Raw genomic sequence first — 14,290 nt, 5'->3', positions numbered from 1 at the left:
GAGGAAGACCCGCAGGGTCCGTTCTTCCCCGACAAGCAGCCGCGTCCGCCGGTGGTGAGGGCCTGCGAGCCCGACGCCGCTCTGATCGCGGAGGCCGTCTCGGCCGCATCCGACTCGGACGTCGTCGTGGCGGTCGTGGGCGATCGGATCGAGCTCGTCGGCGAGGGCCGCTCCACTGCGACCCTCGAGCTCATCGGCGGGCAGAACGCCTTGATCGATGCGCTCATCGCGACCGGGAAGCCCGTCGTGATCGTGCTGCTCGCCTCGAAGCCGCTCGTGCTCCCGGCGTCCGCATCGAAGGCGGCAGCGGTGATCTGGGCGGCGAACCCCGGCATGCAGGGTGGGCGCGCGCTGGCTGACATCATCTCCGGGGCAGCAGAGCCGTCTGGGCGCCTGCCGATCTCGTTCGCCCGCCACGTAGGCCAGCAGCCGACGTACTACAACCAGATCCGCGGACAACACGGCGACCGCTACGCGGACCTCACGCAGTCGCCCGCCTGGGCGTTCGGAGAAGGTCTGTCGTACACCACGGTGGAGTACTCCGACCTCGTGCTGGAGGAGACCTCGCTGGCGGAGTCCGACACGATCGTCGGGCACGTCACGGTGTCGAACACGGGGGAACGGCCTGCACGCGAGACGGTGCAGGTCTACGTGCGCGACTCGGTGACGAGCGTGAGCTGGACCGACAAGGAGCTCAAGACCTTCCGTCAGGTCGACGTCGCCCCGGGGGAGTCCGTACGGGTGCGCCTGGAGCTGCCGGTGTCCGACTGCACGATCGTCGACGCCGCGGGCACGCGTCTGGTCGAGGCCGGTACGTTCGAGCTGCTGGTGGGCCCGAGCTCCCGCGACGAGGTGCTCCTCTCCGCGGACTTCGAGGTCCGCTGACCCGCTCCCTGTCGAGACCCACTCTCCTCGCCCAGACCCACTCCCGCCGGCGCATGCGGCGATGGGTCTCGGCGGCGGGAGTGGGTCTCGCGGCGTTCGCAGGCGAGTGGGTCAGTCCTGCAGGCGGTGCGGGCCGGCGCCCTGAGTGCCGAGCGCGTCGTCGGGGTTGAGCAGGCCGCAGGCCTTCATCGACAGGCAGCCGCAGCCGATGCATCCGGTGAGTTCGCGTTCGAGCCGTTCGATGCCTTCGCGGCGTTTCTCCAGCTCGCGCTTCCAGCGTCGGGAGGCCCGCTGCCAGTCCTCGTGGCTCGGGGTCTCGGTCAGTGGCACGTCGGCGAAGGCCGTCTGCACGTCGGAGAGCGGGATGCCGAGGCGCTTCGCGACCGTGATGAGCGAGACGCGGCGCAGCATGTGCCGTGCATAGCGGCGCTGGTTGCCCGGCGTGCGGGTCGACGCGATGAGGCCGAGGCCCTCGTAGAAGTGCAGCGCGGAAGCGGCGACCCCCGTGCGTCGGGTCATCTCGCCGATCGTGAGCGGTTCGTCGGGTGCATGCGGACTCATCCGGCCGCCTTTCCTTCGATTTGACCTCAAGTGTACTTGAGGTTTTACGGTAGTCATGTGGCCCGGCAAGGGCTGATCGACCCGAACGAGGACAGCGTGACCCGAACGAAGACCCTGCGATGACCTATGTGATCGCCCTGCCGTGCGTCGATGTGAAGGACAAGGCCTGCATCGACGAGTGCCCTGTCGACTGCATCTACGAGGGCGAACGCTCGCTCTACATCCACCCCGACGAGTGTGTGGACTGCGGCGCCTGCGAGCCGGTGTGCCCGGTCGAGGCCATCTTCTACGAAGACGATCTGCCCGATGAGTGGCAGGACTATTACAAGGCCAACGTCGAGTTCTTCGACGAGATCGGGTCTCCCGGCGGTGCCGCGAAGACGGGCACGCTGACGTTCGATCACCCGATCATCGCCGCGCTCGCGCCCCAGGGGGAGCACGCATGACCGCCGCCGGATCACCCGCCGTGAAGCCGCGCATCGCCATCGTGGGGGCGGGCCCTGCGGGCATCTACGCCGCCGACATCCTGCTCGACCGTGTCCCCACCGCAGCGATCGACCTGTTCGAGAAGCTCCCGGCGCCCTACGGTCTCGTCCGCTACGGCGTCGCGCCCGACCATCCCCGCATCCGGAAGATCACCGACGCCCTGCACGAGGTGCTCGTGAACCCACGCATCCGGTTGCGGTGCAACGTCGAGATCGGCCGTGACGTCGAGATCGACGAGCTGCGTGCCGCGTACGACGGAGTGATCGTGGCGACGGGTGCCGACCTCGACGTCGCTCTCGACATCCCCGGCATAGATCTCCCCGGCTCGTTCGGCGCCGCCGACTTCGTCGCCTGGTACGACGGGCACCCCGATGCACCGCGCACCTGGCCGCTCGCCGCCGAGTCGGTCGCCGTTCTCGGGGCCGGCAACGTGGCGCTGGATGTCACGAGGATCCTGGCCAAGCACGCCTCGGCGCTGACCCACACCGACACCCCTGATGCCGTGCTCGACCAGCTCGCGGCCAGCCCGTTGCGCGATGTGCACCTCTTCGCTCGGCGAGGACCGGCCGACGTGCGCTTCTCGGCCATGGAGTTGCGCGAGCTCGCCGAGCAGGACGACGTCGATGTGATCGTCGACCCCGAAGAACTCGCCCTCGACGAGCACGCCGAGCGGATGGTCGCGCAGTTCTCGCAGCGGCGCATCATCGTGCGCACCATGACCGAATGGGCCGCCGTCGACCCCGCGACGCGCACGGCCTCGCGCCGCATACACCTGCACCTGCGGCAACGCCCGGTGCGGCTGCTGGGGACCGACTCCGTGACCGGCATCGAGATGGAGCGAACCGCGTCAGACGAGCTCGGTCGCATGGTCGGCACCGGCGAGCTGCTGCGCTACGACGTCGGAGCGGTCTACCGTGCCGTGGGATACCGATCGACGCCCGTGCCTGGGATGCCGTTCGACACTACGCTCGGAGTCGTGCCGCACATCGAAGGTCGAGTCGTCGACGCGGAGGGCGTCCCGATCCCCCGGCTGTACGCCACGGGCTGGATCAAGCGCGGGCCGGTCGGACTCATCGGCTCGACCAAGTCGGACGCCGCGCAGACCATCGGCCACGTCGTCGACGACCTCGGATCGGTCGAGCTGGAAGCGCGTGACGATGATCCGATCGCCCACCTGTCGCACGCGGTCGACCTCGATGGCTGGCTGCGGATCGATGCCGCGGAGCGTGGGGCGGGAGCAGCCCGTGGCCGTGAGCGGACGAAGATCGTCGAGCGCGAGGAGATGCTGACGCATGCGAAGCAGGAACAGATGATGGAGGCCGGTCGATGACCGCGACACCCGTGCCCACCCCGATCGGCGAAGGGCTCAAGGCCGCGTTCCGCACGCATCCCGCCGGCGTCGCGATCATCACCGCGAGCACTCCGGACGGGCCGGTCGGCCTCACGGCGTCGAGCGTCGCCTCGGTGGCGGTCGACCCCGCGGCGATCGTGTTCTCCGTGACCAGGGCGACGGGGTCCGCGGGAGCGATCCTCGGAGCGGACACCTTCGTGGTGCATCTGATCGACGACGAGCACTCCGACCTCGCGCAGAGCTTCGCGGTCAGCGGCTCCGAGCGCTTCACCCCCGAGCAGGGGTGGGCGACGCTGCCGACCGGAGAACCGCACCTCCCCGAGGCCAGGGCGGCGCTGCGGTGTCGCACCATCGAGACCGTCGCAGTGGGGTCGTCGACCGTGGTCATCGCCGAGGTCATCGAGGTGCTGCCCGGTCCGTCCGGGCGTCCTCTGGTCTACCTCGACCGCCGATTCCACTCGCTCCCGCACGACCCCGAGCACTGATCCGCACCCACCGATAGCACCATCGAAAGGAAGCACAATGTCCACTCTCTACACGCTCCCCGAGCTCCCGTACGACTACTCCGCGCTCGAGCCGCACATCTCCGGCAAGATCATGGAGCTGCACCACTCCAAGCACCACCAGGCGTACGTGACCGGCGCGAACACCGCGCTCGAGCAGCTCGCCACCGCACGCAGCGCCGGCGACCTCGCGAACGTCAACAAGCTCGAGAAGGACCTCGCGTTCAACCTCGGCGGCCACATCAACCACTCCGTCTTCTGGCAGAACCTCTCGCCCGAGGGCGGCGGCGCTCCGGAGGGCGAGCTCGAGGCCGCGCTCGTCGACGCATTCGGATCGATCGATGCGTTCCGGGCGCACTTCACCGCGACCGCGCTCGGTGTGCAGGGATCGGGCTGGGCCGTGCTCGCCTGGGACAGCGTGGGCGCCCGCCCCGTGATCTTCCAGCTCTTCGACCAGCAGGGGAACGCACCGCTCGGCGTGACGCCGCTGCTGCAGCTCGACGTCTGGGAGCACGCCTACTACCTCGACTACCTCAACGTGCGCGCCGACTACGTCAAGGCGTTCTGGAACCTCGTGAATTGGCCCGATGTGCAGCGTCGCTTCGAGGTTGCTCGCACGGCGACGAAGGGTCTCATCGTCGCGAGCTGATCGGTGACGACGGCTCGCCTCGACCTACAGGAGGCGGGCCGTCGTCCCGCGCACGTTCAGCTCGTACGGAAGTGCAGACGGGATGTGCACGGCATCGGGGGTGGCGAGCTTCGCCAGCACGGCGTCTGCGGCGCGCTCCCCCTGGCCCAGCGGGAACTGGTCGACGGTGGTGAGACGGAAGAACTCGCCGAGCTCATGGCCGTCGATGCCGACGATCGACAACTCCTCCGGCACGCTGAAGCCGAGGTCGCGGGCAGCGAGCAGTGCTCCGATGGCCATCTCATCCGACGCCGCGAAGACCGCGGTCGGGCGGGGGCCCGGCCTGCCGAGCAGCTGCTTCGCCGCCCGGTAGCCGCCCTCCACGGTGAAGTCGGCTGGTTCGAGGAAGGCGTGGTTCAGGGGGATCCCTGCCGTGGCGAGTGCCTTCTCGAAGCCCAGACGACGGTTGGTCGGGATGTGGAAGTCGATGTCGAACTCGGGGTTGGCTCCGATGTGCGCGATGTCGGTGTGGCCGAGGCTGATCAGGTGCTCGGTGGCCAACTGCGCGACGGCGACGTCATCGACGGTCATGGTGTCGAGCTTCGGGTTCGGACCGCCGATCGCGATCACGGGGAGTCCGAGGTCGAGCAGGTACTGCGTCTCGTCCTCGTCGAGCTCGATCGACACCGCGATCACGGCGTCCACGCGCTGCCGTCGCAGGAAGGTGTCGAACACGTGTCGGCGCACGTCCTTGTCGGCGGTGATGTTGTACAGCGTGATGTCGTAGCCCTCGCGCATCAGCGCGGCCGAGACGCCGGAGAGCACCGTGCTGAAGAACCACCGGTCGAGGAACGGGACGATGACTCCGACGTTGCGGGTGCGACCCGATGCCAGGCTCGACGCACGGGACGACACCACGTAGCCGAGAGTCTGCGCTGCGGCCTGCACCCTCTCCTTCGCGGATTCGGACACGTGGCCGCGACCGCTCAGTGCGCGCGAGACGGTCGCGGTGGAGACTCCGGCGAGCCGGGCGACCTCATCGATGCTGGCCATGGTTCCTCTGTCGAAAAGCTCCGGTCGCGGTGTGTGTCGCTTCACGCGGGCGTGGGCGACGACAACCGCGACCGGAGGGTGTCAGGCGTGGGTCGCGGTGGTGTACCAGACGGCCGTGTCGACCGGGATCGCGGCTCCTTCGAAGGGCTGGCTCTGCAGCAACACCAAGGCGTCGGCCGGCAGCTCGACGGGGGCGGTACCGAGGTTCGCGACCACGTGCACGTCACCACGGCGGAACGCGACCGCCTCGGGACCGGCGTCCTCCCACACCAGAGAGCCGCTGCCGAAGCCGTGCTCACGCCGTCCGGCCAGCAGGCGCTTGTACAGCGCGAGCGTCGACGCCGGGTCGACCTCTTCGACGTCGCGCGCGTAGGTCGCCCAGTCGGCGGGCTGGGGAAGCCACGACAGTCCGGTGTCGTTGAAGCCGAAGGCCGGAGCCTCTGCGTTCCAGGGCAGCGGCACGCGGCATCCGTCACGTCCGTAGCGTGCGCCGTTCGTGCGGAACCACGTCGGGTCCTGACGGTACTCGTCCGGGATCTCCATCGCCTCGGGCAGCCCGAGCTCTTCGCCCTGGTAGAGGTAGGAGGAACCGGGCAGAGCCAGCATCAGGGTCGTCGCAGCGCGAGCGCGAGCCAGTCCGGTCGCGGTGTCCGGCTTGTCAGGGGTGTTCGGTCCGATGCCCTCGCCCTGGGGGTTGTCGGAGGTGAGTGCGAGGCGCGTCGCGTGGCGCACCACATCGTGGTTCGACAGCACCCACGTACTCGGGGCGCCGACCTCACCGAACGCGTCCAGCGACTCGCGGATCACGTCGCCGAGCTTCTTCGCGTCCCACTCCGTCATCAGGTACGGGAAGTTGAAGGTCTGGTGCATCTCGTCCGGGCGCACCCAGAGCGCGGTCTGCTTGAGGGTGGGCATCCAGGCCTCGCCGCACAGGGCGCGGTCGCCGTCGTACTCGGCGAGCACCTTGTGCCAGTCGCGGTAGATCTCGTGCACGCCGTCCTGGCCCCAGTACGGCACGTTCGACTCGCCGCCGCCCATGGAGTCCGCGTCGGTCGGGGGCGTGTAGTCGGGCAGACCCTCGGTCTTGATCATGCCGTGGGCCACGTCCACACGGAAGCCGTCGACACCACGGTCGAGCCAGAAGCGCAGGATAGAGCGGAACTCCTCCTGCACCTCCTCGTTGTTCCAGTCGAAGTCGGGCTGCGTCGCGTCGAAGATGTGCAGGTACCACTGGCCGGGGGTTCCGTCGGCCTCGGTCACGCGCTGCCACATGCCGCCGCCGAACACCGACTCCCAGTTGTTCGGCGGGAGCTCGCCGTTCTCGCCCTTGCCGTCGCGGAAGATGTAGCGCGCGCGCTCGGGGCTGCCAGGTGCGGCCTTCAGTGCCTCCTGGAACCAGGGGTGCTGGTCGGACGAGTGGTTGGGGACGAGGTCGACGATCACGCGGATGCCGCGGGCATGCGCAGCCTCGAGCATGTCGTCGAAGTCGCCCAGCGTGCCGAACAGCGGGTCGACGTCGCGGTAGTCGGCCACGTCGTAGCCGGCGTCGCGCTGCGGGCTCGTCATGAAAGGACTGAGCCAGATCGCGTCGACGCCGAGCTCCTGCAGGGCATCGAGCCGGCTCGTGATGCCCGGCAGGTCGCCGATGCCGTCGCCCGAGGCGTCCGCGAAGGAGCGGGGGTAGATCTGGTAGATGACGGCGCTGCGCCACCACTCGGAACCGGGGGCTGCGATCTGCTCAAGCTGTGCCATGGGAACAGGCTAGTGCAAACGCTTACATTCATGCCAGGGCGGGGATCGAATCGGTTCGGCGTGCCCGACTTCCCTGGATCGCCCTGGCCGTTTGCATGACCGTTCCCCGCGTGCATGAGCGTCCCGGCTGTCCGAGTCATGCATCCGTCACAGGATCATGCAGGTGCCACCCGCACTTCCGCCCGTCCCGGGAGTATGGTGAGGCATCCGACGAGTGGAGGCTGTCATGGTTCCCGAGATCAACTACTGGGCGGTCCTGCTGGCCACCGCATCGAGCATGGTCGTCGGCTCGATCTGGTACGCGCCGAAGGTGTTCGGCACACGCTGGTCGAAGCTCGCGAACGTCGACATGGACCGGCCTGCCGCGACGGCGGTGTGGCCCATCGTCACCACCGTCATCGTGAGCTTCATCACGGCCTGGGTCCTCGCCGGTGCCTCGTCGATCGCCTGGCACTTCTACGGCGGATCCTTCTTCTGGGGAACGATCGTCACCGCGGTCACGCTGTGGGCCGGGTTCACGGCCGCACGCTTCATCACCCATGACGCTTTCGAGGGGCGATCGACCCGACTCACCACGCTCAACATCGCGCATGAGCTGGTCACGGTCGTGGTCATGGCACTGCTCATCGGCGTGTGGCCGCCGGCCCTCGCCTCCTGATCGCCCTGAGCGTCACGGGGTCGGCATGCCGCCGTTCACGTTCAAGGTCTCCCCGGCCACGTAGCTCGACTCCGCCGAGGCGAGGAACACGTATGCGGGAGCGAGCTCGGCCGGCTGTCCCATGCGCCCGAGGGGCGTGTCCTTCCCGAACTCGGGGAGCTTGTCCTGCGGCTGTCCGTCGCTGGGCTGCAGGGGCGTCCAGATCGGCCCCGGTGCCACGGCGTTCACGCGGATGCCCTTCGGCGCGAGCTGTTCCGCGAGGCCCTTCGAGAAGGCGTTGATCGTGGCCTTCGTCGAGGCGTAGTCCACCAGGATGCCGGAGGGCGAGTAGGCCTGGATCGACGTGGTGTTGATGATCGTCGAGCCCGCGGGGAGATGGGGCAGGGCCGCCTTGGTGATCCAGAACATCGCGTAGACGTTGGTCTTGAAGATGTCGTCGAACTGCTCGTCCGTGATGTCGGTCAGCGACTCCTGATACACCTGCTTGCCGCCGTTGTTGACGACGACGTCGAGGCCGCCCAGCTTCTCGACCGCCTCGGCGACGAGGGCACGGCAGTACTCCGGGTCGCGCAGGTCGCCGGGGATGGTGGCGACCGTCGCGCCGGCCTCCCGCAGGATCTCGGCGATCCGGCTCGCGTCCTCTTCCTGCGGCAGGTACGAGATCGCGACATCGGCGCCCTCACGGGCGAACGCGATCGCGGTGGCAGCGCCGATGCCGGAGTCGCCGCCCGTGATCAGGGCCTTGCGTCCGGTCAGGCGCCCGGTGCCGCGATAGGACTCCTCGCCCAGGTCGGCGCGCGGAGTGAGATCCGCGTCGAGTCCCGGCTCCGGCATGTGCTGCTTCCGCGGTTCGATGTCGGAGTAGAGCGCGGACGGGTCGGTGAAGGTGTACTGGTCGCGGGACATGGGCGATCCTTTCGAGGCTGTTCGGGGCGGGGTGACCATGCTGAGCGCCGCGCCTGGATCGCGCAAACGCCTTGCACGGGGATGCCCCGTGCGCTACGGGAGGCGGGCATCGTCATCCCGTGGCGAAGTGTGGCCGAAAGGCACTTCACCGATCGACTGCTGTCATGACAGGCTTCGCATCGTCCCCCGTGTCACCCGTGCGTCCTGCCCGCGGGGGCTGTCGCCTTCGAGAGGTCACGATGTCCGGTTCTGCCCGCCGATCCGCCCCCTGGGTGACCGTCGCCGCGCTCGTCGTCGGCGCGGTGCTCGTGGGTGCTGCGCCTGCGGTGTCGGATGCCTTCGCGGCGCGAGCCGATACCCCGGCGGACCCGGTCGCGGACCCGGCAGCCTCGGTCGCGCTGGCGTACGAGTTCCTGGACGCGCGCACCGACGAGTTCTGCGACGGGGATGGCCGCTGTCTGCCGCGCAGCTACGAGGGTGGCTTCTTCACGACTCCGACCTGGGATTTCACGCCCTCCTTCGTCTACGACGACGCCCTCGTGATCATCGCCTACACCGCCCGCGGCTTTCCGGACGACCTCCGGCGCGCACGGGCGATCGGCGACGCCCTCCTCTTCGTGCAGGAGAACGATCCGATCGGCGACGGGCGCACCAGAGCGTCGTACGAGCCGCACGGCATCCGTCAGGGGCGGGTGGAGATCACGGGAGCCGGCGCCTTCACCGGAAACCAGGCCTGGGTCGGGCTGGCCCTCGCCCGTCTCGCACACGCGACAGGGGACTCCCGATATCTCGACGGCGCGGTTCGGATCGGTGAATGGATCCAGGACCACACGGCGGACATGACCAGGGCGCCCTACGGCTACACCGGCGGTCAGCTCGAAGACGGCACTTCGCTGACGTGGAAGTCCACCGAGCACAACAGCGACATCGCCGGTTTCTTCACCCAGCTCGGCCAGCTCACCGGCGCCCGGGTCTGGACGGATCGGGCGGCGGTCGCCGCGGACTTCGTCGCCGCCATGCAGAGCGCAGACGGCCACGTGAACACCGGCACGGGCCTGGACGGCTCGACGATCAACACCCGTCCGATACCGCTGGACGCCCAGACCTGGAGCTCCCTCGCCACGGGCGACCCACGCTACGGTGCGGCGCTCGACTGGACGCTCGCCAACCTGCTGGCAACAGATGGTCCGTACACGGGGCCGTCGATCAGTGAGGTCGATACGTCCAAGGCGTGGTTCGAGGGCAGTGGACACCTCGCGCTCGCACTCACGCTGCGTGACGGCGACGGCGACGCCGACCGTGCTGAGACGCTTCTGAGCAGTATCCGGCTTGCGCAGCGCGATGCACCGAACGGCGATGGCAAGGGGATCGTCGCCACGTCGAGCGACGGCCTCGACTCCGGTTTCGGTGACCTGTACTACGCCAGCCTGCACACCGGCGCGACCGCCTGGTACCTGCTCGCAGCGGTCGGCGACAACCCGTTCGCCCTTCCGGTCGACTGAACAGACCGACCTGAACCGGCGGGCGGCGTCGACTCGGTCCGATTCGCGGTACGGAGGCTAGGCGGCGACGCGGGCGACCGCGGCGATCGCGCTCGTGAAGAAGTCGACACCGTCGACTCCGCTGCGCATCGCGGCCGCGGTGTCGGGACCGAAGCCGGCCTCGGTGGCGTGCTCGGGGTGCGGCATCAGGCCGACGACGTTGCCCGCTGCGTTGGTGAGGCCGGCGATGTCGCGCAGTGATCCGTTCGGGTTGACCCCGGCGTAGCGGAACGCCACCAGACCATCGCCCTCGATGCGATCGAGCGTCTGCTCGTCGGCGATGTAGCCGCCGTCGGCGTTCTTCAGCGGGATCACGATCTCCTGACCGGTGCGGAACGCATTGGTCCACGCGGTGTCGGAGTTCTCGACCGTGAGCTTCTGGTCGCGCCGCACGAAGTGCTGGTGGTTGTTGCGGATCAGGCCGCCCGGCAGCAGGTGCGCCTCGACCAGCATCTGGAAGCCGTTGCAGATGCCGAGCACGGGCATGCCCTTGGCCGCAGCATCCTTGACCTCGCTCATGATCGGCGAGAGCGCGGCGATCGCGCCGGCGCGGAGGTAGTCGCCGTAGCTGAAACCACCCGGCAGGACCAGCGCGTCGACGCCTTCGAGGTCATGCGATCCGTGCCACAGGGCGACGGGCTCGGCGCCGGCGATGCGGACGGCGCGCTGTGCGTCGCGGTCGTCGAGCGAGCCCGGGAAGGTGATGACGCCGATGCGGACGGTCACTCCGCGACCTCGATGCCGACGACGTCCTCGATCACGGAGTTGGAGAGCACCTCGTCGGCGATGCGCTTGGCCTCAGCGAGAACCTCGTCGGTGACCTCGCCCTCGACGGTGAGCTCGAAACGCTTGCCGATGCGGACGTCGGTGAAGCCCTCGACGCCGAGACGGGCGAAGGCGCCGGAGACGGCTTTGCCCTGCGGGTCGAGCAGTTCGGGCTTGGGCATGACGTCGACGACGATGGTGGGCATGACGGCTCCAAGAGTCGCGGGCGGAGGGGCGCACCCAGTCTACTGCCCTCGCCGCATCCGCTCGGCGCCGTGGAGGAGTCAGGCGGAGTGGAAGACGGTGTGGAGGTCGCCGACCGCTTCGCGGCCGCCGAGGCCGTCGATCTCGAACAGCACGGAGATGCCGATCACCTGGCTGCCGAGGCGCTCGACCAGTTCGCGACCGGCGGCGAGAGTTCCTCCGGTCGCGAGCACATCGTCGATCAGCAGCACCCGCGAGCCGGCGGGCAGGTCGTCGTGCATCTCGATCGTGGCGGTGCCGTACTCGAGCGCATAGTCGACGGACGCCGCGGGCCTGGGCAGCTTGCCGGCCTTGCGGATCGGGATCAGGCCGACGCCTGCGGCGATGGCGGCGGCGCTGGCGAGGATGAAGCCGCGCGCCTCGATGCCCGCGATCACGTCGAACTGTCCGGCGAAGGGCTCGATGATCGCCTCCGTCGTCACGCGGAGGGCCTCGGCGTCGGCGAGAAGAGGCGTGATGTCGCGGAAGATGATGCCCGGCTGCGGGTAGTCCGGCACGTTGCGGATCAGGGCTTCGGCACGGACGAGGGCGGGGGAGAGGGTGGCGTCGGGCACTGCCCAAGGGTACCGCCGGTGCGCGACTCCTCAGAAACACCGGCCCCGCTCCCCGCGAGGGGCTCGAGGCGGTGCCAGGGGCGAATTCTTGAGGAGCTGTGCACGGCCCCGGGCCCGCGCCGGCGCGGCTTGACACGCGTGGGAGCGCTCCCATAGAGTGACTGCTCAATGCGTGGGAGCGCTCCCACGCGTCCCGAAGCACCACACCGCACGACCACCACAAAGGAGTGAACTGTGAACACACGTGCCCGCCACCGGATCCTCGCGATCGCCGCCGTGGCCTCCGCATCCGCCCTCGCCCTCGCCGGCTGCTCCGGCGACAACGGCGGCAGCGGTGACGCGAACGGCGACGAAGAGGTCACACTGACCGTGACCACGTTCGGAACCTTCGGCTACGAAGACCTCTACAAGGAGTACGAGAAGGCGCACCCGAATGTGAAGATCGAGGCGACGAACATCGACACCGGCGGCAACGCCCGCACCGATGCCTTCACCAAGATCGCTGCCGGCTCCGGTCTCAGCGACGTCGTCGCGATCGAAGAGGGCTGGCTCGGCGCGATCATGGACGTCTCGGACACCTTCGTCGACCTGCGTGACTACGGCATCGAAGACCGCAAGGACGATTGGGTCGACTGGAAGTACGGCCAGGCCACCGACGCCGAGGGCCGCGTGATCGGCTACGGCACCGACATCGGCCCGAGCGGCATCTGCTACAACGGCGCCGCGTTCGAGGCCGCCGGCCTCCCGAGCGACCGCGAGTCGGTGGCCGAGCTGCTGAACGGCGACTGGGCGAACTACTTCAAGGTCGGAGCCGACTACACCGCGAAGACCGGCAAGGCCTGGTACGACCACTCCGGCTTCGTCTGGAACGCCATGGTGAACCAGCTCGACGAGGGCTACTACACGAGCGACGGCAAGCTGAACGTCGAGGACAACGCCGAGCTCAAAGAGCGCTTCGAGCAGCTCGGGGCCGCGACCGAGGGCGGCCAGTCGGCCGCGCAGACGGCCTGGGACTGGAACGGCGGCAAGTCGTTCGTCGACGGCACCTTCGCCACCTTCGTCTGCCCGGGCTGGATGCTCGGTGTGGTGCAGGGTCAGGTCGAGGCCGGCGGCGGTGACGCATCGACCGGATGGGACTTCGCCGACGTGTTCCCCGGAGGTGCGGCCAACTGGGGCGGCGCGTTCCTGTCGATCCCGGAGTCGTCGCAGCACAAGGAGGCGGCGGCCGAGCTGGCCGACTGGCTGACCCAGCCCGAGCAGCAGGTGAAGCAGTCCGCTGCGGCGGGCAACTTCCCCTCGACGATCGAGGCGCAGGAGACTCTCGCGGCCGACGCGACGCCGAACGCGTTCTTCAACGACGCTCCCACCGGCGCGATCCTCGCCGAGCGTGCCAAGGGAGTCGTCGCGCAGTTCAAGGGCGCCGACGACTCGGTCATCCAGGAGAACGTCTTCGGGCCGGCGCTCAGCAGCCTCGACCGCGGTGACACCGACACCCAGGGCGCCTGGGACCAGGCCATCGGCCTGCTGAACGACCTCGTCGGCTGATCATCTCCGCTCCGACAGGCTCAGCGACCCCGCAGATCGGGGGGCTGAGCCTGTCGGAGCCCCGGCAAAGGACCCTCATGACTCTCACCGCACCGCCGGCGCAGCAGCAGCGCACCGCATCCGCGACCTCGGACGCCCCGGCGAGACGCTCCTGGCGCCACCGCCTCTCCCGGTTCGACCAGAACGCCTCGCCGTACTTCTACATCTCGCCGTTCTTCCTGCTGTTCGGGCTGGTCGGCCTGTTCCCGCTGCTCTACACGGTCTGGGTGGCCGTGCACGAGTGGGACCTGCTCAAGGGCGAGGGGGAGTTCGTCGGCGTCGGCAACTTCGCCAAGATCCTCGGCGATGCCATGTTCTGGAACTCGATCGGCAACACCCTGAGCATCTTCCTGCTCTCCGCGATCCCCCAGCTCGCGGTCGCGCTGGTGATCGCCTACCTCCTCGACCGCGGGCTGCGCGCCCCGACGTTCTGGCGCATGAGCGTGCTCATCCCGTTCGTGGTCACCCCTGTCGCGGTCGCGATCATCTTCTCGAGCATCTTCAACGAGGCCGACGGCCTGGCGAACAACCTGCTCAATCTCATCGGCATCGCAGACCAGGAGTGGAAGCACAACACCGCCCTGTCGCACATCGCGATCGCCGTGATGGTGAACTTCCGCTGGACGGGCTACAACGCCCTCATCCTGCTCGCCGCGATGCAGGCCGTGCCGCGCGACCTGTACGAGTCCGCCGCCCTCGACGGGGCCGGTGCCGCTCGCCGCTTCTTCTCCATCACGATTCCCACGATCCGTCCCACCCTGATCTTCGTGATCATCACCGCGACGATCGGCGGCTTGCA

Annotated in this window: 16 protein-coding genes; 9 read left to right on the top strand and 7 right to left on the bottom strand. The window is 68.7% G+C overall.

Translation table 11 applies throughout. From position 1 onward, the window contains the following. Positions 1–885, top strand: an 885-nt coding sequence (locus DSP71_RS23975; RefSeq protein WP_258546465.1) for a glycoside hydrolase family 3 C-terminal domain-containing protein, incomplete at its 5' end; no start/stop codon positions are given. 111 nt (positions 886–996) lie between these two features. On the opposite strand, the gene soxR is transcribed toward DSP71_RS23975, so the two are convergent. Then, positions 997–1,446, bottom strand: a complete 450-nt coding sequence (soxR, locus tag DSP71_RS14615) for a redox-sensitive transcriptional activator SoxR (protein ID WP_082108542.1) — start codon at positions 1,444–1,446, stop codon at positions 997–999. A gap of 119 nt (positions 1,447–1,565) precedes the next feature. On the opposite strand from soxR, the gene fdxA reads away from it, so the two are divergent. The 4 genes from fdxA to DSP71_RS14595 are packed head-to-tail and all read left to right on the top strand — an operon-like array spanning position 1,566 to position 4,435. Further along, on the top strand, positions 1,566–1,892 hold the full coding sequence (fdxA, locus tag DSP71_RS14610; protein WP_046746806.1) for a ferredoxin: 327 nt from the start codon (positions 1,566–1,568) through the stop codon (positions 1,890–1,892). Beyond that, positions 1,889–3,262: an FAD-dependent oxidoreductase gene (locus DSP71_RS14605; RefSeq protein ID WP_113681449.1), complete on the top strand. Its 1,374-nt coding sequence runs from the start codon at positions 1,889–1,891 to the stop codon at positions 3,260–3,262. The genes fdxA and DSP71_RS14605 overlap by 4 nt, the downstream gene beginning before the upstream one ends. Further along, positions 3,259–3,768, top strand: coding sequence for a flavin reductase family protein (locus tag DSP71_RS14600; protein WP_046746807.1), 510 nt, complete (start codon positions 3,259–3,261; stop codon positions 3,766–3,768). The genes DSP71_RS14605 and DSP71_RS14600 overlap by 4 nt, the downstream gene beginning before the upstream one ends. A 37-nt stretch (positions 3,769–3,805) precedes the next feature. Then, positions 3,806–4,435, top strand: a complete 630-nt coding sequence (locus tag DSP71_RS14595) for a superoxide dismutase (RefSeq protein ID WP_113681448.1) — start codon at positions 3,806–3,808, stop codon at positions 4,433–4,435. Between the two features lie 24 nt (positions 4,436–4,459). Here DSP71_RS14595 and DSP71_RS14590 read toward each other — a convergent pair whose 3' ends face one another. Together DSP71_RS14590 and DSP71_RS14585 are read right to left on the bottom strand one after the other, a co-directional pair. Next, a complete protein-coding gene (locus DSP71_RS14590; protein ID WP_113681447.1) occupies positions 4,460–5,467 on the bottom strand; it encodes a LacI family DNA-binding transcriptional regulator in 1,008 nt (335 codons plus the stop codon). Positions 5,468–5,548: 81 nt separating this feature from the next. Then, a complete protein-coding gene (locus DSP71_RS14585) occupies positions 5,549–7,219 on the bottom strand; it encodes a glycoside hydrolase family 13 protein (RefSeq protein ID WP_046746812.1) in 1,671 nt (556 codons plus the stop codon). A gap of 226 nt (positions 7,220–7,445) precedes the next feature. On the opposite strand from DSP71_RS14585, the gene DSP71_RS14580 reads away from it, so the two are divergent. Then, on the top strand, positions 7,446–7,877 hold the full coding sequence (locus DSP71_RS14580; protein ID WP_046746813.1) for a DUF1761 domain-containing protein: 432 nt from the start codon (positions 7,446–7,448) through the stop codon (positions 7,875–7,877). A 12-nt stretch (positions 7,878–7,889) separates the two neighbouring features. Here the strand turns inward: DSP71_RS14580 and DSP71_RS14575 are convergent, their stop codons facing one another. Further along, positions 7,890–8,783, bottom strand: coding sequence for a glucose 1-dehydrogenase (locus DSP71_RS14575; RefSeq protein ID WP_113681446.1), 894 nt, complete (start codon positions 8,781–8,783; stop codon positions 7,890–7,892). Between the two features lie 239 nt (positions 8,784–9,022). Here DSP71_RS14575 and DSP71_RS14570 point away from each other — a divergent pair, with 239 nt between their 5' ends. After that, positions 9,023–10,285 carry a hypothetical protein gene (locus tag DSP71_RS14570; protein WP_113681445.1) on the top strand — a complete coding sequence of 421 codons (1,263 nt, stop codon included), beginning with the start codon at positions 9,023–9,025 and terminating at the stop codon, positions 10,283–10,285. 57 nt (positions 10,286–10,342) lie between these two features. Here the strand turns inward: DSP71_RS14570 and purQ are convergent, their stop codons facing one another. The 3 genes from purQ to DSP71_RS14555 form a co-directional block, all read right to left on the bottom strand. Further along, positions 10,343–11,050, bottom strand: coding sequence for a phosphoribosylformylglycinamidine synthase subunit PurQ (gene purQ / locus DSP71_RS14565; protein WP_046746816.1), 708 nt, complete (start codon positions 11,048–11,050; stop codon positions 10,343–10,345). Next, positions 11,047–11,295 (bottom strand): phosphoribosylformylglycinamidine synthase subunit PurS, encoded by a 249-nt coding sequence (gene purS, locus DSP71_RS14560; RefSeq protein WP_017831295.1) that lies wholly within the window; start codon positions 11,293–11,295, stop codon positions 11,047–11,049. Before purS ends, purQ begins: the two co-directional genes overlap by 4 nt. A gap of 78 nt (positions 11,296–11,373) precedes the next feature. After that, positions 11,374–11,907, bottom strand: coding sequence for an adenine phosphoribosyltransferase (locus tag DSP71_RS14555; protein ID WP_113681444.1), 534 nt, complete (start codon positions 11,905–11,907; stop codon positions 11,374–11,376). Positions 11,908–12,141: 234 nt separating this feature from the next. Here DSP71_RS14555 and DSP71_RS14550 point away from each other — a divergent pair, with 234 nt between their 5' ends. Beyond that, positions 12,142–13,452 carry an ABC transporter substrate-binding protein gene (locus DSP71_RS14550; RefSeq protein ID WP_113681443.1) on the top strand — a complete coding sequence of 437 codons (1,311 nt, stop codon included), beginning with the start codon at positions 12,142–12,144 and terminating at the stop codon, positions 13,450–13,452. A 77-nt stretch (positions 13,453–13,529) separates the two neighbouring features. Further along, positions 13,530–14,290: carbohydrate ABC transporter permease (locus DSP71_RS14545; protein WP_147251324.1), on the top strand; the 761-nt coding region annotated here is incomplete at its 3' end.

Origin of the sequence: Microbacterium sp. H6 (assembly GCF_003314775.1) — a bacterium.
GTDB lineage: Bacteria > Actinomycetota > Actinomycetes > Actinomycetales > Microbacteriaceae > Microbacterium > Microbacterium oxydans.
This window is presented reverse-complemented; position numbering and strand designations above follow the sequence as displayed.

Bases quoted from the DNA above. Each gene is read 5' to 3' on its own strand.
- DSP71_RS14585 (WP_046746812.1), bottom strand. From the start codon at position 7,219: ATGGCACAGCTTGAGCAGATCGCAGCCCCCGGTTCCGAGTGGTGGCGC.
- DSP71_RS14600 (WP_046746807.1), top strand. From the start codon at position 3,259: ATGACCGCGACACCCGTGCCCACCCCGATCGGCGAAGGGCTCAAGGCC.
- DSP71_RS14595 (WP_113681448.1), top strand. From the start codon at position 3,806: ATGTCCACTCTCTACACGCTCCCCGAGCTCCCGTACGACTACTCCGCG.
- DSP71_RS14570 (WP_113681445.1), top strand. From the start codon at position 9,023: ATGTCCGGTTCTGCCCGCCGATCCGCCCCCTGGGTGACCGTCGCCGCG.
- DSP71_RS14580 (WP_046746813.1), top strand. From the start codon at position 7,446: ATGGTTCCCGAGATCAACTACTGGGCGGTCCTGCTGGCCACCGCATCG.
- purS (WP_017831295.1), bottom strand. From the start codon at position 11,295: ATGCCCACCATCGTCGTCGACGTCATGCCCAAGCCCGAACTGCTCGAC.
- DSP71_RS14590 (WP_113681447.1), bottom strand. From the start codon at position 5,467: ATGGCCAGCATCGATGAGGTCGCCCGGCTCGCCGGAGTCTCCACCGCG.
- soxR (WP_082108542.1), bottom strand. From the start codon at position 1,446: ATGAGTCCGCATGCACCCGACGAACCGCTCACGATCGGCGAGATGACC.
- DSP71_RS14605 (WP_113681449.1), top strand. From the start codon at position 1,889: ATGACCGCCGCCGGATCACCCGCCGTGAAGCCGCGCATCGCCATCGTG.
- DSP71_RS14575 (WP_113681446.1), bottom strand. From the start codon at position 8,783: ATGTCCCGCGACCAGTACACCTTCACCGACCCGTCCGCGCTCTACTCC.
- fdxA (WP_046746806.1), top strand. From the start codon at position 1,566: ATGACCTATGTGATCGCCCTGCCGTGCGTCGATGTGAAGGACAAGGCC.